The sequence below is a fragment of the Thalassoglobus polymorphus genome, from assembly GCF_007744255.1.
GTDB lineage: Bacteria > Planctomycetota > Planctomycetia > Planctomycetales > Planctomycetaceae > Thalassoglobus > Thalassoglobus polymorphus.
The window spans coordinates 2,682,756-2,702,041 of record NZ_CP036267.1; the positions used below are offsets into that span (position 1 = coordinate 2,682,756).

The 19,286-nt window shown below is 50.4% G+C and carries 18 protein-coding genes; 6 read left to right on the top strand and 12 right to left on the bottom strand.

Annotated elements, in window-relative coordinates; translation table 11 throughout:
• Positions 1-30 precede the first annotated feature (30 nt).
• The 9 genes from Mal48_RS09705 to Mal48_RS09745 form a co-directional block, all read right to left on the bottom strand.
• Positions 31-1,458: an oxidoreductase gene (locus Mal48_RS09705; protein ID WP_145198434.1), complete on the bottom strand. Its 1,428-nt coding sequence runs from the start codon at positions 1,456-1,458 to the stop codon at positions 31-33.
• 252 nt (positions 1,459-1,710) lie between these two features.
• The gene (locus Mal48_RS09710) at positions 1,711-3,012 is read right to left on the bottom strand and encodes a Gfo/Idh/MocA family oxidoreductase (protein WP_145198442.1); all 1,302 of its coding nucleotides are present in this window, start codon (positions 3,010-3,012) and stop codon (positions 1,711-1,713) included.
• A gap of 137 nt (positions 3,013-3,149) precedes the next feature.
• Positions 3,150-4,130, bottom strand: coding sequence for an endonuclease/exonuclease/phosphatase family protein (locus Mal48_RS09715; protein ID WP_145198444.1), 981 nt, complete (start codon positions 4,128-4,130; stop codon positions 3,150-3,152).
• Positions 4,123-4,821: an HAD-IA family hydrolase gene (locus tag Mal48_RS09720; RefSeq protein WP_145198446.1), complete on the bottom strand. Its 699-nt coding sequence runs from the start codon at positions 4,819-4,821 to the stop codon at positions 4,123-4,125. The genes Mal48_RS09715 and Mal48_RS09720 overlap by 8 nt, the downstream gene beginning before the upstream one ends.
• Positions 4,821-6,623, bottom strand: a complete 1,803-nt coding sequence (gene pheT / locus Mal48_RS09725; protein ID WP_145198448.1) for a phenylalanine--tRNA ligase subunit beta — start codon at positions 6,621-6,623, stop codon at positions 4,821-4,823. The genes Mal48_RS09720 and pheT overlap by 1 nt, the downstream gene beginning before the upstream one ends.
• 357 nt (positions 6,624-6,980) lie before the next feature.
• Positions 6,981-8,015, bottom strand: a complete 1,035-nt coding sequence (gene trpD / locus Mal48_RS09730) for an anthranilate phosphoribosyltransferase (RefSeq protein ID WP_145198450.1) — start codon at positions 8,013-8,015, stop codon at positions 6,981-6,983.
• Positions 8,016-8,125: 110 nt separating this feature from the next.
• Entirely contained in the window at positions 8,126-8,776 is a 651-nt protein-coding gene (locus tag Mal48_RS09735) for a phosphoribosylanthranilate isomerase (RefSeq protein ID WP_145198452.1), read from the bottom strand.
• A complete protein-coding gene (locus Mal48_RS09740) occupies positions 8,766-9,092 on the bottom strand; it encodes a hypothetical protein (protein ID WP_145198454.1) in 327 nt (108 codons plus the stop codon). Before Mal48_RS09740 ends, Mal48_RS09735 begins: the two co-directional genes overlap by 11 nt.
• A 357-nt stretch (positions 9,093-9,449) precedes the next feature.
• On the bottom strand, positions 9,450-10,127 hold the full coding sequence (locus Mal48_RS09745; RefSeq protein ID WP_145198456.1) for a 7-carboxy-7-deazaguanine synthase QueE: 678 nt from the start codon (positions 10,125-10,127) through the stop codon (positions 9,450-9,452).
• A gap of 447 nt (positions 10,128-10,574) precedes the next feature.
• Here Mal48_RS09745 and Mal48_RS09750 point away from each other — a divergent pair, with 447 nt between their 5' ends.
• Together Mal48_RS09750 and Mal48_RS09755 are read left to right on the top strand one after the other, a co-directional pair.
• Complete coding sequence (locus Mal48_RS09750; RefSeq protein ID WP_145198458.1) at positions 10,575-10,823, top strand: carbon storage regulator; 249 nt, start codon at positions 10,575-10,577, stop codon at positions 10,821-10,823.
• A gap of 324 nt (positions 10,824-11,147) precedes the next feature.
• Complete coding sequence (locus Mal48_RS09755) at positions 11,148-11,837, top strand: anthranilate synthase component II (protein WP_145198460.1); 690 nt, start codon at positions 11,148-11,150, stop codon at positions 11,835-11,837.
• A 79-nt stretch (positions 11,838-11,916) separates the two neighbouring features.
• Here Mal48_RS09755 and Mal48_RS09760 read toward each other — a convergent pair whose 3' ends face one another.
• Positions 11,917-12,330 carry a (deoxy)nucleoside triphosphate pyrophosphohydrolase gene (locus Mal48_RS09760; RefSeq protein ID WP_197442210.1) on the bottom strand — a complete coding sequence of 138 codons (414 nt, stop codon included), beginning with the start codon at positions 12,328-12,330 and terminating at the stop codon, positions 11,917-11,919.
• Between the two features lie 244 nt (positions 12,331-12,574).
• Here Mal48_RS09760 and Mal48_RS09765 point away from each other — a divergent pair, with 244 nt between their 5' ends.
• A complete protein-coding gene (locus Mal48_RS09765) occupies positions 12,575-13,363 on the top strand; it encodes a phytanoyl-CoA dioxygenase family protein (protein WP_231739974.1) in 789 nt (262 codons plus the stop codon).
• Positions 13,364-13,462: 99 nt separating this feature from the next.
• The gene (gene mazG / locus Mal48_RS09770) at positions 13,463-14,362 is read left to right on the top strand and encodes a nucleoside triphosphate pyrophosphohydrolase (protein ID WP_145198466.1); all 900 of its coding nucleotides are present in this window, start codon (positions 13,463-13,465) and stop codon (positions 14,360-14,362) included.
• Between the two features lie 70 nt (positions 14,363-14,432).
• Here mazG and Mal48_RS09775 read toward each other — a convergent pair whose 3' ends face one another.
• Together Mal48_RS09775 and Mal48_RS09780 are read right to left on the bottom strand one after the other, a co-directional pair.
• Positions 14,433-15,260 carry an alpha/beta hydrolase family protein gene (locus tag Mal48_RS09775; protein WP_145198468.1) on the bottom strand — a complete coding sequence of 276 codons (828 nt, stop codon included), beginning with the start codon at positions 15,258-15,260 and terminating at the stop codon, positions 14,433-14,435.
• Positions 15,261-15,380: 120 nt separating this feature from the next.
• Positions 15,381-16,793, bottom strand: a complete 1,413-nt coding sequence (locus Mal48_RS09780) for an APC family permease (RefSeq protein WP_145198470.1) — start codon at positions 16,791-16,793, stop codon at positions 15,381-15,383.
• Between the two features lie 386 nt (positions 16,794-17,179).
• Between Mal48_RS09780 and Mal48_RS09785 the strand changes: the two genes are divergently transcribed.
• Both Mal48_RS09785 and Mal48_RS09790 read left to right on the top strand, forming a co-directional pair.
• Positions 17,180-18,031 carry a carbon-nitrogen hydrolase family protein gene (locus Mal48_RS09785; protein ID WP_197442211.1) on the top strand — a complete coding sequence of 284 codons (852 nt, stop codon included), beginning with the start codon at positions 17,180-17,182 and terminating at the stop codon, positions 18,029-18,031.
• A 104-nt stretch (positions 18,032-18,135) separates the two neighbouring features.
• Positions 18,136-19,173: a zinc-dependent alcohol dehydrogenase gene (locus tag Mal48_RS09790; protein WP_145198474.1), complete on the top strand. Its 1,038-nt coding sequence runs from the start codon at positions 18,136-18,138 to the stop codon at positions 19,171-19,173.
• Positions 19,174-19,286 lie beyond the last annotated feature (113 nt).

Here is a 19,286-nt window from a genome sequence, read left to right on the forward strand (position 1 = left end):
CTTCACGAGCACATGGATGAGCTAACAGCCCTACCCCATCTTTTTCTTGATGGAGAGGAGTTCTTGCCGCTCGGGCATTTCCTTATAGAACGGATCGAGTGGGTAGCACCCGGAGATGATGCCGTTTCGAGGCGCCGTTGTGCAATCGCTGAATGTTCGGCAGATTTTCTTTCGCGGCATTGTGGTTCCCGCCAGGACATCGGCGGGTAGTTCAGGATACGAAAGAACCATTCGTCCGAGTCCGACGAAGTCAACGAGTCCATTCGCAACCGCATACTGACCGACATTCGGAAGCCATTCCTGTAAGTATGAATACCCCGACCCAACAATGAGTAACTCAGGGAATTGCTGCTTCAGTTGAGCCGTTGCCTGAATCTGCCTGTCCACTCCAACCAGAGGATCTTCGGGTGGTTGGTAACCGTCTGAAGGAGGAAAGATTGCAGGTCGTTGGATGTGCGGATTGTAATAAGGACTTCCACAGGTTGTGCAAACGAGCTTGATGCCAAGTTCTTGAAGCAGGTTAAGAAACCTTGCTGGCTCTTCAAGATCAATCCCCTGCCCTGACCCGTCTCCGCCAAACGCCGAGTTGTAAGACTCAAGCACGCTCGGAACACCGATGCGATCTGCACCCGGTTCAAATGGAGTGAAATCAAAAATACTGACACGTACCCCGATCTCTAACCCGGGAGCTTCAGCCCGAATTCCTGACACGATTTCACGTAGAAAGCGAGTCCGATTCTCGAAGCTTCCGCCATACTTTCCTGGACGATCAAAGCCGGACAGAAGCTCATGTCCCAAGTAGCCGTGACAATGTTTCACATCAACAAATTTGTAACCCGCTTTTTGAGAGAGAACCGCAGCTGATACGAAATCTTCGATCAACTTTGAAAGATCATCATCCGACATGATTTTATCATCGGAGTCGATCGCAAATTTTTTGTCAAGAACTGGATGTCGATATCCAATCTGTGGTTCGAGTTTCTTACCGTCATTGGGCCGGGCAAATCGTCCCGAGTGAGTGAGTTGCAGGCCGACAAGCAAGTCGTCAGTGGTGTCAAACCGTTCTCGGTGAGCTGATTCAACAATTTCCCGCAGTTCCTGAATGCCAGTGAGGTTTTCTTCGTTGATTAGCAATTGATTTGGATTCGCACGGCCATCATGTCGGACGGCGACAGCCTCACCACCCCAGATCAGTTTGGCGCCGCTCAGACCGAAGTTTCTCCAGCGCCTGCGAACGAGGTCAGTCGGCTTTCCATCCGATTCTGCGTCCCAGCCTTCCATCGGAAGGATACAGAATCGGTTTCCAATGAACTGGTCTTGAAACGGAACACTCTGACCGAGCGGGGAACTCACGCCTGATTGAACCTCTCGGTCGAACTGGAGATTCAATCCCAAATGGTTGAGGCGTTCCTGAAAGTCTTCAGGGGTTTTAAAGGTTGAAACACGTGGATAGGACATCACTTCACTCTCGATATGTAAAAAAGCCGCCGACAAACGCCAGCGGCTTTGAATTCGCACCTGCAAGACTCAAGAAAGAACCGACTTTCCCTTGAATGGTCTCTCTTAGTCGTCTTACTCGCGTTTCTAAAGCAGTTTGCTCTACTGTGTGCCTGTGAAGAACGCGTTTCGCTAATGAAAATGCAGTTCTCCACGAGGCAGAACCTGAGCATCAATTCGAATGATGCTCTAAAGTTCTTTCAGCGAAAGTTTTTACTTGAACGGAGTCAGGCCGGGCATCGACATTTCTGGGATCTCGACAGGAGTGTCCCAGTTGCTGACTTCTGGAACCAATTTGTCTTCGGAGTTCATTGCCATCTCCCAAGTCACTTCTTTGCCTGTGTAGCCAGCCATGCGTCCCATGATCGCCATCATGGTGCTGTTCATCATGCGTTCGCCGTCGTTGATCGGCTTGCCTTCCCGGATCCCCTTGAACATTTCGTTATGCTCAACTTGATACATGTTGGGCGTTTCACCTTTATATTTCCACTCTTCTGAGCCGGAGATGGTTGCTCCACGGCGGGTCATGTTCGCTTGGCCCTTTGCTCCGAGAATGTAGAGATTGTTCTCGTTGTGGCAACCAGAGATTTGGCGTTGTGCCAGGAATCCGCGTGATCCATCTTCCCACAGATAGTTGATTTCGATGTGGTCATAGATGTTGCCCCCTTTGGCAGGAATCTGACGTCCACCGACTGCGGTACAACTGACTGGTGGAACATCATTCTTCGCCCAAGCGACCCAGTCGACTGTGTGGCAAGCTTGCTCGACGAGTCCGTCACCGGAGAGCCAGGTGAAGTTGTACCAGTTCCGGACCATCCATTCGAGATTGCTCATCCCTTCAGGTCGTGTGCTGGCGTCGGGCATCGATTTGACTGGATTGGTGAGGTAGGTTCCATAGACACACCGAACATCACCGATGTCACCATTCAGGACTTTTTCGAAGAGTGCCTTTTTCGTGGAGTCGTATCGCCAGCAGAAGCCAGCGACCATGGAGATTCCTTTCTCTTCAGCTTTTTTGACTGCTGCAAGCGCTCGACGCACACCCGGGGCATCCGTTGCCATCGGCTTTTCAGTAAAGATGTGCTTCCCTTTTTCGACTGCATACTCAAGGTGTTCAGGGCGGAATCCCGGAGGTGTTGCGAGAATGACAACGTCGCAAGAATCGATCACATACCGATAGGCATCGAGTCCGGAAAATTTGTGGTTATCCTCGACGAGGACCCGATCTGAAACATCTTTTTGACGCTTCAGGTTTTCGAGGCTTCGCTCAATTTTTTCCGGGAACGCATCCCCCATTGCGACTAAGTGGACATTGGGGTCCGCTCGCAATGCCTGGTTCGCAGCCCCTGTTCCACGCCCACCACAGCCGACAAGACCGACACGAAGAATTTCATCTCCTGCCGCATAGACTTTTGAACTGGCTGCAAAGTTGGACAGCAACGCAGTCGCTGCTCCGACTGTTGCTCCTGTTTTGAGAAAATCTCGACGTGAATTATTGGCGTTTTGATCGGCCATTGGGCTGCCTTTCAGAGACTGTCTGGTGGTGATGTTTGACGGTGATTTATCGTTTTGCAGTGGATGCTTTGGTAGGAAAAGCTCAGTTTGATATTAACGTTCAATTGTATCAAGTGAAACTCTCAGCGGTGTGGTTGTCAATTCCGGTTCGATTTCACGCGAATTCGTCCAATCACAATACTGTGGTCTGAGTTCTGGTTATAACGATGTTCACAAGCGACCGGTTCGATCTGTTTATTGACCCAAATCTGATCAAGAGTGAGTATCGGGAGTGGCTGTGGCCATGTGGCGGCGTAACTTTGCCCCACTTTTTCAAGCAGATTAGTATGGTTTTTTCGCAGTTCATCGAAGTGAACAGAATCTCGCGGAGTATTGAAATCCCCGAGAATAATGACGTTTTCATCTACTGAATCTTTAACAAATTCCGTCAGGAGGTCGAGTGCCGGAGCACGCGACAGGAATAACGTTGAAGCGACATCAATGATAAAACAGTGCAGTGTGGCCCCTTTGACATTCACAATCGAGCGACTGATCCGTGTTCCATCTTCGAGTGGCTTAACCCACGGGGAACTGATTTCACCTTTGGCGAGCAATTGCGTGCCCCCGCCAATTAACGTCCAGCTGTAGTCGGGAAATCTGGTCGACCAGTTATGTTTTTGCTCGTCGGTTAATGCGAGTGCTTCAAGAAATCCTATCAGGTCTGGCTCGACCTCTTCGACGATATTGGCGAGGTGGTCGAAATCTTGATCTTGAGCGATATTCGCCAGCAAAATGACGAGGTCGTTTTCGGACTGAGTTGGACTTGGGTGAAATTTCCAGTCAGTCTCTTTCCACCACATTGTCAACACGACGAACATCACGCCCCAGAACAGGATGTGAGTCCGTTTTCGTTTTAGTAGAGAGTTCAGCAATCCAACACTGGAGCCAACGACAAGCAGTGCCAGGGGAGTCATATAGTACAGGGTCGAAATCCCGAAGATGGAATCTCGAACCGTTAACCGCAATGTCAAACCGAGAATCGTCAGCCAGCCAACGAGTCCTAAGACACTCTGAACGAATTGCTGCAGCTTCGACGACGTCGAAGCATTGCTCTCATTATTGTTCAGGGATTCATCCATTCTCAATCACGTGATTCAAAGTTTCCTTCAAAGATCGGATCTGTTGATGAGCATCTGTTGCTTCATTGTTCGCAACGAGTTGAATCGCATCAAGCCCTGCATCTCTGGCAGCTGCGACGTCATTCTCGAAATCGTCACCGATCATTAAGATTTGATGTGAGTGGCAATGGACTTTTTCTGAAAGCAGTTTGTAAAATTGTCGACTTGGCTTTCTCCAACCGATTTCTGAAGAAATCACGCGGTGTGAAATCCCTTCTAAAGCGGCATGTCCATCCATGACAGAGTTGAGTCGTTTGTCGAAATTCGATGCAATTGCGACATCTATCCCGAGTTCGTTTAATGCCTGAATCGTTTCTTCGGCATCAGAGTCCACTCGCCAGGCCTCTGGCTTTCCAAAATGATTGTAGAGTTCGTTGAAGCATTCGTCTGCGGCTGGAACCGGGCCGAGAACGTCTTTGACGACCGCTTGCCAAAATTCGTACTCAGACTGCTCATCGGTCTGAAGCGAAAGCTGTCGAGAGGAAAATGTTTTTCCAAATCGCTTTTTAACAACATCGCGAGTGAGCTCTGAACCATATCTCTGGCCAATCGACCAGTACGCATCAACAACCGAAGGTGTGGCGTGTATAAGCGTACCAACTGCGTCAAATGCGACGCACTTGTACTTAACATTCGGCGATTTGATAGACATCAATCAATCTTCATGACAGTCAATTCTGCCATGGCAACTGGATGATCAAGGCCGAAGTTGGTGATCACCTCTGGATGCAATTCTCCCAGAATTCCCTGCACTTCCGTTCCCGTTTCAACGGAAGCGACACGCCCGGGAATGAACGAGAAATGCTCGCTGATTGCGTATTCGCCTTTGTGTCCCATTTCAAACAACAAAGAATCCGTCGCGGAGCGGATCGAGGCGTAGCTGGCCTCTTTTCCCATCTCGACGATCGAAATATGTCGCTCTTCACGTGCGCCGGTCTCTGCAGTCGGATCAAGAACGGTCACGTTGTCGAGTTCGAAAAAGCGAATCGGCAAGTGTGCCCGGCGATTCTCTCGCAAGTGTTCCATCAATCCGGTCATCAAGTGTGATCGGACGACAGTCATCGCTTTCAGCTTTGGATTGGCGATGCGCGTGTAGTGTTCGGGGACAGGAAGACGGAACTTGTTGTAATGCAAATCTTCTGTGGTCATCGGCAGGCTCATGATTTCTGTGAAACCAAGGCCTAACAGAACGGCTCGAAACAGATCGCTTTGATCCTCTTCCGGGCGTGCCTGTCCTGTTGTTGCCTGACCGGCGTAGCTGGGGACAATGTTCTTGTAGCCGAATCCGATTGCCAAGTCTTCGAAGACGTCCACCATATGTTTGAAGTCGGTCCGTAAAGCAGGATATCGAACTCGGAAATTGTTGTCCGAACCGTCGACAGGTTTGGCGTCGAGCCGCATTCTTCGGAGTGATGCCTTCAAACTCTCCGGATCGAGTGGTAATCCGAGCCAGCGTTTCGCTTCGCTGAGATCGATATCGACTTCACGCGGTGTTAAATCGGGAGAGACCAGCACTTCGCCATCAGCTTGCGTAATCTCAACGGAAAATGCCTTCCCGCCGAGTTCGAGCAATGAGGAGACGAACGTGTCTAAAGATTTCACGACCGCCGATTCACTGATCCCGGTGACATCGACGAACAGTCGTTTTGAGTCCAGTTTGACCTTTGTCGCTTCGCTGTTGATGATCGGAGGCATCGATAGCACAATCCCGTTAGCATCTTTGAGAGCGGGATATCGGTGATGATCTGCCAGCAACTTGGCGTAGGCGATTCCTTTGGGGTGTTCTTCAAGAATCTGTCGTCCAGTCATCGGGACGCCCGCTTTTCCAAGCGGTTCGAAAGAGTCTTTATCAGGATCGAGCGTTGTGTAAGTAATCGGACCGGTGATCGTATCGAGATCGTAAACACCAATCGATGCAAGTTTGCGATCGCGACCGACGCCCCAGTGCAACGCCTCTTGAAGTTTCATCAGGGCAACCAAAGTGACGTCGTCAACCTTCGCCATTTCAATCACAGCACAGCGAATGAATGGGCGGTGACAGTCATCCCCAGCAACTGCCGGATCGATTTTGACTTTGAGATCGGATGGCTCAACACCATATTCCGGGAGGCCTTGAACTTCGCCGAGATACCCCTTGAGGGCTCGTGAGATCCCGCCGACGTCAAACAGATCGGGGCGAGCGGCTAACAGGTCGAGGCGAATCACTTTACTTTCGCCAATTTTGACAAAAGGATCTTCTTGCTCAAAGTCACACCAGTTACATCGCCGCGTGACATCCGCACCAAGCGAACCTTCGACAGCGCTTCCACACATCGGGCAGCGAAAGCGTTCAACGTCGATCACTTCTTCAACGTCGCATCCAATCTGCTCCAGAGCGTCTGCCAGCTCTTCGACTTGGTATTCCTGTCCGAGCAGCTGCTTGAGCCACTCACCTTCAACGCTAATAACGGGCACGAAAAAACTCCTGAGGAAATATCAATCGACGGTGATGCGACCGGCGATGCTGTATCAACTTTGAAACGCAATAGAGCAGTTTGCTCTACTGTGTGCCCGTGAAGAACGCATTTCACTAGTAAAATACTGTTCGCCACGAGGCAGAACCTGCAAACCAATTCGAGAGGTGTTCTAGAACTGGTCTCAAATCTTGCTGTTCACTTCTCTGGTACAGAGAAAGGTCACGATTCCATGGGTTTTGAGACTGCTTCTAGAATAGCTGGCAAGCGAGATTGATTGGAGCCTGAGAACGCGATTTTCAGGCGAACTGCAGAAAGAGGGGGAATTCCTGCATCATTTCCACATCTCAATTACGGATCAGTCGGTCGTTGCTTGTTTTTGTGTCCAGGAGACCAATTGTTTGAGCAGGTCTCTGGCTTGTCCTGAATCAATGGCGTGTTGAACTTTCGAGACTCCGTCGGTGAGTGAATCTGCCATTCGGCTACAGACCAGAGCCGCAGCGGCGTTTGCGACAACGATATCTCTGGCAGAACCACTTTGTCCGGCGAGCACCCCGCGAATGACATCGGCACTTTCGGAAGGGGATGAGACGATCAGATCATCCGGTGAACACTCGGCGAGTCCGAAGTCACTTGCGGTCCATGTCTGTTTTTGAACGGAGTCGCCCCTGACTTCCCAAACAGCCGTAGTGCCCCAGAGGCTCACTTCGTCAAGTTGATTGTTACCGCAGACGACAAACGTTCGACTTGTGCCAAGTTGACTTGCAGCCTTGGCGATTTTCTCGGCGTTGGCGTTGCTGTTTGCTCCGAGTAACTGAAACTCGGCAGAAGCTGGATTCGTCAGAGGCCCGAGGAGATTGAAAATTGTTCGAATTCCAAGTTCCGCACGAATCGGTGCGACATGTTTCATTGCTCCGTGGAAGAGGCGAGCATAACAGAAGCAAATCCCGATCTCATCCAGACAGTTCCCCGCCTGTTCTGCGGTGAGGCCAATATTCACGCCGAGCGTTTCGAGGACATCGGCAGATCCACTCGAACTGGATACCGAACGGTTCCCATGCTTCGCGACCGGTTGCCCACAACCTGCTACGACTAAGGCTGTGGCTGTGCTGATGTTGAAAGTGTGAAGCTTGTCGCCACCTGTCCCGCAGGTGTCAATCAATCCGGTCCGAGAAGTTTGAATCTTCAGTGAACGTTCACGCATTGCTGAGGCCGCGCCAGCGATTTCCGTTTCTGTCTCACCTTGCATTGCCAGTGCTGTGAGCAGAGACGAAATGTCGACCGGAGAACACTCACCATCCATGATTGAACCAATCGCTGTTCGCATCTGGTTGGCATCCACTTCTTGCTGACTGAGTAACTGATCGAGGATAACTCGAATGTTCTTGTGCATGATCTGCTTCCAAAGCATTTTGAAAATAATGTCTGCTTTCTGTCTCGCGAAACTGAGTAAAACATGACATGAAAAGTCATCTTCGCAAAGGCAGAAGATATGAATCTGTACTAATCGTTTTCTTTTGTCGCCCCGCTTACGAACTCACAAACTTGCGTAGGGTCTTTCATCCCCGGTGCGGATTCAACCCCGCTTGCGGTATCGACTCCCCATGGCTGAACCATGCGAATGGCGGCCTCAATGTTCTTTGTGTTCAATCCGCCAGCCAGAATAAGTGGCGGCCAGTTCTCGACGTCGTAATGGTTTGCGATCATCTCCCACGGAGCGGTGTGTCCGGTCCCACCGTAGGAGCCTTGAACGTTTGCGTCGATCAAACAGCCAGCCAGTGCCACTCCAGCAGTTCGGAAACTGTCAATTTCGCTCGCCAACTGCTTGATGTTTGTCTCATCGATTCGTATCGCCCGAATAATTTTCAAATCGCCCAGTTGAGCTGCGAACTCCGCCGTCTCGTCGCCATGAAGTTGAATCGTTTTGATGCCGGCTTCGCTCGTCACTCTCTGAATTTCTTCAACTGTGTGATTGACGAACAGGCCGATCGGTTCGACGTTCGCCGGCAACGATTCAACAATTTGCCGAGCGGTTTCAAGATCGACGCGGCGTTTGGACTTCGCGTAGAAATTCAAACCGATCGCGTCGACACCAGTGTCGCAAACTTGAAGTGCGTTTTTTACCGAAGTTAGCCCGCAGACTTTAACCCACATTGTTGTTCACCTCAGTGGCAGGTTCGTCCTCCGCGTGTTCCTCCGGGTTTGCTTCTTTTTCCGCAGCGATTCTTTTGAGAGTTCTCAAACGATCAACCGTCATCGCACCGATAGCAGTGATCGTTAGCAGAATGGTCTCCACGATCAAGATTAGATTTGCGTTCTTGTTGACCCAACGATTAACCGGCACGTCCTGATCGCCGAACGTCACTGCGATGACGATGAAAATTGAGACGCAAAAAATTGTTGACATCACAATCACAGGATAAAAAGTCATCCGCTCGCGGCGAACATCTTGTGGGCTATCTTTATTCATCTGGCTGAATCTTTGGGCTGTCCTGAAAAGCTGTGCTTGAAGCACGAAGTTATTTCTTCATTGTTCTGGGAGGCCCGCTTACTTTGTAAAGTTGAGAGTGTTTGAATTCTTGTCGTTCCCGCGATCGTCATTTTTGCGAACTTATCGGCTGCTTGCTACGAGATTTTATGTTGGAGGATCGTTCGGAGACTTGAAATCCTTGTGATGAATTTTACGCACACCTTGCACACTCGCTGTCAGCAGCTTGCAAAAAGATTTTGAGGCCAAAGAGTTCAACTTGCAATGTGGTTTCCATTTTGACAACCCGTGATTCACCAACTCGCGACAGGGGCAGATTTTTCAATCGTGAACAATTTCTTAAGTCCCACGAGTGTTTCCAAAAAGTTCAATGTGTTTTCTCGGAGAGATCTGCCATCCTCTTGAGTCGGCTTCTTCAACGAGCCAACTCTCTTTGGATCGGAGTTCTTGAATCTCTGTTCCCTGAGGCATGAGAAAGACGTTTTCAGCGACGACTTCCGGGAATTCCACAAGCCACTGTTCGACGTCATTCAAATCCGACGGTTGGTCGATCACAAATTTGAGTTGATAAGGAAACCGGCTGATCATTTCCCGAATGACCTCCGGGCGGTGTCGCCGAGCATTGTGCCGACTTTCCCAAGGTGTCCCGACGGGAGTTGAATTGGCGAGCTTCGGGCTGATTGACATCAGGTCTGCTTCGACATCACGCAAAACTGTCCCGGCAGTCTCAAAGGTGATGAAGTGACCCATTGACCTCAGCTGTTGCGTAAAAGGGACCATGTCTGGAACCAGCAACGGCTCGCCGCCGGTAATGACGACGTGCTCGCAATCAAAGCCTGTGATCTCAGCCACAAGTTCTTCCAGCGAACGCTCAGTTCCTTCCGGTTCCCATGATGTATATGGAGTATCGCAAAACCAACACCGTAAATTGCATCCCGATGTGCGCACAAAGCTGCTCGGAACGCCGGTGTAACGACCTTCTCCTTGGACGGAATGAAAGACTTCAGAAATCCACATCAGTTGATGTCTTCGTTTTCTGTTGAGGCTGCACTTCAAGGTCACTTCTTTGATAATGAAGAATAACCAGAGGGTGCGGCGAATACTGCCGGATGGTGGTTTTGTCGATGCAACTATTGCATCTTTGGGAAGAAACGATTCTCGATCTTACAGAGATCGACCACGCGAGAGCAGCGTGGAAGCTGGAAAATTCTTTCCGGGAATATTGTTTTGAGTGGTATTCCCTTGGGAAATCTCTATTTACCCCGCTCTTTTGAGTTTTCGTGACAGGTGAATTGTCGTGATTGGCACGCTGAATGCATTATCAAAAAACATCCTCACACGGGTCACTTCCGACCCCCTACTCCCTACTTTTACAATCAATTCAAGAAGTCACCGGCAGGAAGCCATCGACTTCTTCCCATTGCTTCAGCGACCCTGAAGTTCAATCAATCTATGGAGAGAAAGATGCTTGTCGTCGCACGAAAACAACACGAATTTATTCAAATCGGTGAAGACATCGTTGTCAAAGTCATCAAAACCAGTCGCGGTTCTGTGAAAATTGGAATCGACGCACCGGGAGGAATGCGAATCCTGCGAGGCGAGCTTTCTCTTGAAGACCTTCCTGTCGAGCTTCAGCCAAAATCACTTCCGCGACATCAACGTATGAAATCCAATTCCGACACCGCAAACATGAAAGCTGTCGGAGCCCTTTAATTCACCAATGATTTCCTCCTCCTTCCCGATCCCAATCAGAAAACAGGCGGCACATGAGAAATGTGTCGCCTGTTTTCTATGTAGTTCATCAAGTTGGAGGGCCTGGAGTCCATACATTGCATGTTGTTGGTGAAGTCTTTGAGGAAGATTGTGAATTCAAATAATGTTCTGAGACGCTTTCGGCTATGATGCACCTGTTCTGTTTCGAGAGATACAGTCCCTTCGTGGCGAACAGCATTTTGATGAGAGAAATGCGTTCTTCACGGGCACTCAGTAGAGCGAACCGCTTCAGGCAGGCGTTCTTGTTTTATAGATGTTGAATTGATGAACCCCAAGCTACTCCTGATCGACAACTACGATAGTTTTGTCTTCAACCTCGCCCGGTACCTGGAGGAGTTGGGGATGGAGACAACAGTCGTCCGGAACGATGCCATCAACCTTGCGGAAGTGCGGCAACTCGCTCCGGCTGGAATCATCCTTTCACCGGGGCCATGCACACCTGCGGAGTCGGGGATTTCGCAAAGAGTTGTTGAAGAGTTCCATCAGTCGATTCCGATTTTAGGTGTTTGCCTCGGACATCAGGCAATCGCTGCGGCATTTGGAGGAAACATTGTTCGGGCCAGCGAACCGGTTCACGGTCGAACATCGATGATCCAGCATGATGAAACTGGACTCTTCGCCGATTGTCCGAATCCGTTGCAGGTCGGTCGATATCATTCTCTGATCATTGAGGAAAAATCGTTGCCGGCCGAGCTCCGTGTCACTGCACGCACACCTGATCGAACCATCATGGCCATTCAGCATCTCAAGTTTCCGCTCTTCGGGGTGCAGTTTCATCCCGAGTCAATTTTGACAACTTCCGGCCATCAGATTCTCCAGAACTTTTTGGAGCTCACGGGACTCACCGTTTCGTCGATCCTTAGCGAAGGAGAATTGAGCTCTGCAGATCAACAGGAGTCAACGCACGATTTCTATCAACAAGAAATAGCCCCAGACGCCTGGCGTCCTCTTTGAAGATTCGGAAACTCCCAGCAAGCTTGCCAAGTTCTGGCAGACAATTGAGGTTTGTTGAAAATGCAATCCGGGATTTCTGTCAGTGCAATCCCTGACTTTCTGATTTGAAGCGATCAGCAAGGATTCGCAGGACCGCTTGATTTCCACTCGGAAAATTTCGAGCAGGCAACGTTTCCAGTTCGACCCACTCGAACGGCAACGCGGAGGGATGGGGAGCAGCGGCCTCGACAAGTCGGCACAAGTAGAATGTCAAGCTGACGGTTCGATCTGGATACTCAAAAACTTCTTGGTGAAGTCTCTCGGCAATCTCGACTTGCAGTCCAGTCTCTTCGAGGCATTCTCGAATTGCACACTTAGCTGCGGATTCACCTGCTTCACACTTCCCGCCGGGGAACTCCGCCTGTCCCCCTAAATGAGCATCCTGATCGCGTGTCCCGACCAGAACACGTCCTTGCGAGAGAACAACCGCGATACCAATTGGGATTGAAGTCATGTCGACACGTTTGGGAAAGCGAATACTATGGCGGTTGCTTGAATTATGGAGAGCCGTGAAACTTACGGGGGAAAGCTCTTTGCGAATCATTCTGATTCGTTTCCATAGATGATTGACACGCACGATGACTTGCCCATCGCTTAGCAAGTCGAGACGATAGCTTTTCAGAGTACGAGTTAGAACCGAAGTTGAGTGGCAAAATGAATGCTGACACCTTTCGGAAAGTAATCTATCGAGGATGGAAATGGCAGCCTTTGAGAGTGAAAAAGCACAGTTTGACCGTGACGGGTTTGTTATTGTCCGCAATCTTCTAAGCTCTGAAGAGACCGAACTTCTGGCGAAAATCTCCCGGGCCGATGTGAACCTGGCGGAGACAGCTTATGGCAGGGAAGACGGGAAAGGCGCGGTCGTTACACTCGCTGTCCGCAATGAATTACAGCAGGATTATTACTCGTCCATTGTGAAATCTCAGCGAATTGTGAAACGCATGAGTGCTCTTCTCGGCGACGAAGTTTATCACTATCACCACAAGTTGATTCTCAAAGAGCCTCGCGTCGGCGGCGCCTGGGAATGGCATCAGGATTATGGCTACTGGTACAACAACGGATGCCTGACCCCTGATATGGGAAGTTGCCTCATCGCCATCGACCGAGCGACTGAAGAGAACGGTTGCTTGCAGGTCTTGCGAGGCTCCCATCAAATCGGGCGGATCAATCATGGCCCCATCGGTGACCAAACCGGCGCAGATCTCGAACGGGTCGCGGTGGCGGTTGAACGATACGAAACAGTTCATGTGGAACTCGAACCCGGTTCGGCGGTTTTCTTTCACTCAAACCTGCTGCATCGCTCGGATCAGAACACCAGTGAGAACCCACGCTGGGCACTGATCTGCTGCTACAACACAAAGAAAAACGATCCCTACAAAGAATCACGCCACCCAGGGTATTCCCCACTGGACACTCTTCCCGACGATCAGTTATTAAACGCCGGTCATCACCATCTGGAACAACTGACTCAACAGTCGTCCGGATAATTCGAAGCAAAACTTCGTGAACTCATCCGCTCGATACGACCTTCCGAGAAAATCAGCCAAGCACTTGGCTCAAGAACCGACGCAATCAGGACGATCTGCATGTCAAACGATCATCAACAGGGAATTCCCCCAAACGCGGAGCGTGTCTCGAACGTGTTTGTCAAACTTTGCGAAGTGATTGCAAAGCTTCGATCTCCAGAAGGCTGTCCCTGGGACCGTGTGCAAACATTAAAGTCAATTAAACCTTATACACTCGAAGAGACGTACGAACTTCTTGAAGCGATTGACACAGATGATAACGAAAACATCAAAGAAGAACTGGGGGATGTGCTGCTTCAGGTGATGCTCGATTCCCAAATCGCGGCTGACGAACAACGATTTGATGTCATCGATGTTATCGAAGGAATCACCGAGAAGATGATCCATCGGCATCCGCACGTCTTCGGAGAAGCTCACGCCGAAACAGCGGACGACGTCCGTTCGCATTGGGAGAAACAAAAAGCAAAAGAGAAGACGAGCCGGAACTCCGCACTCGACGGAATTCCTGTCGACCTTCCTGCACTCGCCAAAGCTGCCCGCATTCAAAAGAAAGCAGCAAGAGTCGGCTATGACTTCCCCCATCGTGCCATGTTGTTCGACAAATTGAGAGAAGAAGTTGAAGAACTGAAAGTCGAACTTTATCCCAACGAAGAGATGCCCGAAATCTCCGCTGCCGTGGACATGAAACCTGTTCCAGACGAGCCGATTAACGATCCGGAGCGGCAAGATCGAATCGAAGAAGAACTCGGTGATGTCTTGTTCGTACTGGCGAATATCGCCCGCCGCTGGGATGTGAACCCGGAAGAAGCACTAAGACGCTCAAACAAGAAATTTGCAGGAAGATTCAAACATATTGAACGTGGATTGGCTGCACAAAGTAAGTCAATTCAACAAGCGACGCTGGAAGAGATGGAAGCTCTGTATCAGCAAGCAAAAAAACTGGAAAAGGCCGCAGAGTGAATTGAGCTGCGATCATTCAGCTCTGACAAGTGCGATCTTCACGGTGCAAAATCATTGCGGCGGCGATCTGTCATTGTTGGAGAATCCAGCTTGCTGCCTGTTCGGCAGCTCCTTTAGGGGTTGTATGTCCGCGCGGTTCGGAGATGATGTGCAATTCGAGTCGACTGGGCACATCCTTGGCGACTGCTTCAGCACTGAGAGCTAGAGCGAAGTCCATTGCACTTTTCGTGCTGACGCGGTCGTCACGGTCACCGATGATCACCCAAACCGGTCTCCCCGCGAGCTGCTTTGCCTGTGACTCCAAACTCAAACGCTTTACCAGCGGCAATTCTTCATTTCCAGCAAATTCTCGGAGCGCAGCGAGGTCTGTCACCGGAGCAAACCCGGCAACACATTTGACTCGCTCGTCGGCAGCGGCAAACTGGATGGCCATGTATCCACCGCGTGAAGTCCCGGCGGCTGCGATTTGATCTGGGTCAGCCACTTTGGTTTGAATTAAATGGTCAAGCACTTCAGATGCTCGCTTTTGAAACTCGGCAGCGACGTTCTCACCATTGGCGATGCGAAGATTCCAACCTCCGAGCCCGGATGTTTCCCCATCGATCGCCTGTTTTCCGTGACACGGCAGGTCGATCGAAACGCAAAGATACCCCTGCTCTGCGAGCGCGTTTCCACATTGCCGGAAGTATGCGTCCTTCAGCGTCCCTTCGATGGTTCCGGAAAAGATGAAGAGGGTCGGCGCTGGCCCAGGTTCAGGTGATCCCCATGTGCCGTACTCGACTCCCCCGGGAGTTGTGTGAAGCTTGAGGTCTTGTGCTTCGAGAGGTTCTGTCACAGACAGGAAACAGGCTAAGAAAATTCCAGAGAACAATATCGATCGTAACTGTAAACGAGTCATTGTCACACTCTTCCCAAACAGAATTGACTGGCGGCTCAGTCTTTGAACATATCAGCTTCGAGCCTCATAGCCTACTAAAGCACTTTTTTCGCTGAACGAATTGCAGAGACCGACTTCCGTTTATTTCGTGCCCGTTGAGTTGCTGCCTTCGGAATCAGTCGTTCGAGTCATCGAGAGAATCATCCCCAACACGAAAACCGGGAGGCTGAGTAATGTCAGTTCCTTGGCATACTCAAGACTTTTCCAGAGCATGAAGAGTGAGAAAAAGCAAAAGACAATCACTGGGAGCGGGTAGAACGGGACTCGGAATGGTCTTGGGCGGTCTCGGTCAGTGAAGCGTAAAATGCTTACAGCAAATCCAGACATCGCGAAGAAGGCCCAGAAAATCGGAGCTGTCGCAGCGACCAATGTGTCGAATCCGCCGAAATATTTTGCCCAGTCAGGTTTTGGAAGCCCAATCGAAACAGCAGCATTCGCTGTCAGAACCCGTCCATTTTCTGTTCCGACGGCCAGGACAAGAAACAAGGAAATCCCGGTAATCGTCAACAACGAGACGAGAGGAACACCACGTTTGTTCCATTCGCTCCAACGACGAAACAGAGCATAGTCGTCACCCACGGCAGCGAGTAATCGGCAAGAAACAAACAGCATTCCATGAATGGCTCCGAGCGCAGAAAGCATCACGATGAGGCCCATGACGATCGAAGCGGAGCGGCCAAAGGCGATCTCAACAATCTCGGCGGCTGGGATTGCGGATGTCCTGACTCCATCGAAACCGAGGACTTTTAGAAACGCAACATTCAGCGAGAGATACAACAGGGCCGTCAGACCTAACCCGAATAGCAAGGCCTTGGGCATGTTCCGTTGATGGTCGCGAACTTCGGGAGTCACCATGGCGGCGTCGTTCCAGCCTCCGTAAGCATACAGCACGAAGACAAGTGCCAGTCCCATGTTCGATTCCGTATTTGCGGTTGAGGTCACCGCCGCTTCTGGAGCAGCAGAGTAAAAGCAGCCGACAACTAAAATTGCTCCCAACGCAAGGACTTTTGCGACTGTCAGAAAGTTCTGAACAAGTTTTCCAGCGGACAATCCAGAGCTGTGAATCAATGTGAGAAGCACCAATGCTGAACTTGCCACGGCTGCCTGATGATTCTTCAAACCAGCAGCGAGCGTCACAGAGTAATCCGAAAACACAAACGCCATCGCCCCGATGCTGCCCGTCAGGATGACGCACAATTGCATCCAGGCGAAGAGAAAGCCAGTCCTGCGGCCGTAAGCCTGTGAAAGGTATTGGTACTCGCCACCAAAACCGGGATAGGTTGTCGCCAGCTCGCAATAGCAAAGTGCCCCGCAGAGTGAAATGAAAGCACCCAGCCCCCAAACGAGTAATCCGGTTGAAGATTCGGAAACATTTCCAAAGACCAACGGCGGAGCTTTGAAGATCGAGGTCCCAACGACAATTCCGATCAGAATGCTCACAGTGTCCCAAACACTCAGGAGCTGTTTCGTTTCAGATTTTTCTTCGCGTTCCATATTGTTGGCGGTTCAAACGTAAGTGAGGGACGGGGTTATAGAATGCATTTCAAATGCGACGATAGATTGATGCTGGTTTTAAATTTTGCTGGAGACCATCAGCCGGTCTGTTTTCACTTGGTGGCATGTGATCTCAGATCATCTTCAGATTCAACAAACCCCAAGTGAACAAAGGTTGAAAATAGTGACTGGCTCAATTCGAAAAAATTGAGCGGCGTTCCAAATGTTTTCAACCAGTGTTCGCGACTCAACGAATTTGTTAGCATTTCTCCAAAGTCGAAGACTGATCCCAAAACTTATGGAATGAAGACTTTCCCCAAGGTGTAAAATCCGAAAGTCGTTTAGGATCGGTTCCGAAATGTTGTCGTATCATGAAAGTCAATTCAATGAAAGTAGCAGCCGTACAGGTCGATGTGAAAATCGGAGAGGTCGAACAGAATTTGGCTCAAACCATTGAGTTAATCGGAGAGACCCGTTCTGCAGGTGCGGAACTTACGATCTTTCCTGAGTGTGCTCTCACCGGATATTGCTACTCCGACCTGAATGAAGCTCGGCAGTTTGCGCAAAATATCCCCGGTCCGGCAACGGATTTGATTGTGAAAGCACTCCAGGAATTTGGGGGATACGCAATCTTCGGAATGCTTGAGCCGAGTCCGGAGGGAGTTTACAACGTCGCAGTCCTCGCTGGTCCCAATGGAGTGATCGGTGTTTATCGCAAGATTCATCTTCCCGGTTTAGGAGTCGATCAATTTGCAACCTTTGGCGATCGACCATTTGAAGTGTATGACCTGGGCGAGATCAAAGTCGGTATCGGCATCTGTTACGATTCTGCCTTTCCTGAATCGATTCGAATTATGGCAATTCAGGGAGCCGATCTGATTGCACTCCCGACGAACTTTCCGACCGGTGCGGAGCAGATGACAAAGTTCGTGATGAACACTCGCTCGATGGAAAACAAAGTCTACTTTGCCGCAGTCAATCGCGTGGGAGAAGAACGGGGATTTCGATTTATCGGCGAGACGGTAATCACAGACCCGACTGGAAATACGATCTCGAAAGGCTCTGGGAAGGATGAAGAAATTCTCTACTTCGATGTCGACCCAGAGAAGTCTCGCAACAAGCGAATTGACCGCGTCCCCGGCAAGCACGCGATTGATCGACTCGCAGACCGGCGACCGGAGATGTACGAAAAGCTGACTGAACCTCATTCATTGCCACGTCCCGGTCGAGACGATTGATTGCATCGCAATGACAGACATTCTCAGGATTTTGCTCTGAAACGCTGAGTCTTGAATTCTCTGAGACAGAACAATTGAAGAAAACGAACGAAGAAAGAACAACGATGAAAGCGATGCTCCTGACGGAATACAAACAGCTTGAAGTGACCGACATGCCCGAACCGGAAATTGGTTCGCGTGATGTTCTCGTTGAGGTTCGTGCGTGTGGAATTTGCGGAAGCGACATCCACGGTTACGACGGCAGCAGCGGAAGACGTATTCCACCGTTGGTGATGGGACACGAAGCTGCAGGAGTTGTTGCGAAGAAAGGGAGCGACGTCGACGGCTTTGAAGTCGGCGACCGCGTGACCTTTGATTCGACCGTCTCTTGTGGGCATTGCAAATTCTGCCGAGCAGGAAACATCAACCTGTGCGATAACCGCAAAGTCCTCGGGGTTTCATGCGGTGAATATCGACAGCATGGCGCTTTCGCTCAATACGTCGCGGTTCCTCAAAACATCCTTTACAAAATCCCTGAAGGTTTGGCGTTCGAACATGCTGCCATGATCGAAGCTGTTTCCATTGCGGTTCACGCTGCCAATCGGGCTCCGGTGAGACTGGGAGATACCGCTGTCATCGTCGGTTCGGGAATGATTGGTCTGCTCGTCGTCCAAGCCATTCGCCTCGCTGGATGCTCACAGGTGATTGCAGTCGATCTTGATGAGGACCGACTCAAACTCGCCCGAGAACTCGGCGCGGATGTGACCCTCAATCCTCAAAGTGACGACGTCGTCGCACAGATTCAATCCCTGACAGGTGGTCAGGGGGCTGACATCGCCATTGAAGTCGTTGGGGCGAGTGTCACTATTCAAACCGCAATTGACGCGACTCGTAAAGGGGGAGCAATCACCCTCGTCGGCAACCTCGCACCGAAAGTCGAAGTTCCCTTGCAGGCGATTGTCACTCGTGAACTGACTCTCTACGGTAGTTGCGCCTCGAACGGGGAATACCCTGCTTGTATCGACCTTCTCGAGCGTGGTGATATCAAAGTCGAGCCACTCATCACCGCGAAAGCCTCGCTCGAAGAAGGTCCGGATTACTTTGCCCGACTCTACAAAGGGGAACCCGGAGCAATGAAAGTGATCATTCAGCCAAACGGTTAAATATCCCAAATCCTCATTGTTTGACGGCCCAGGATTGACGGTCAAGTACGTACGAATTCCACGATGCACACTCAGTGCATCGTGGATCATTGCTCAATCAAATGAAAACCGTC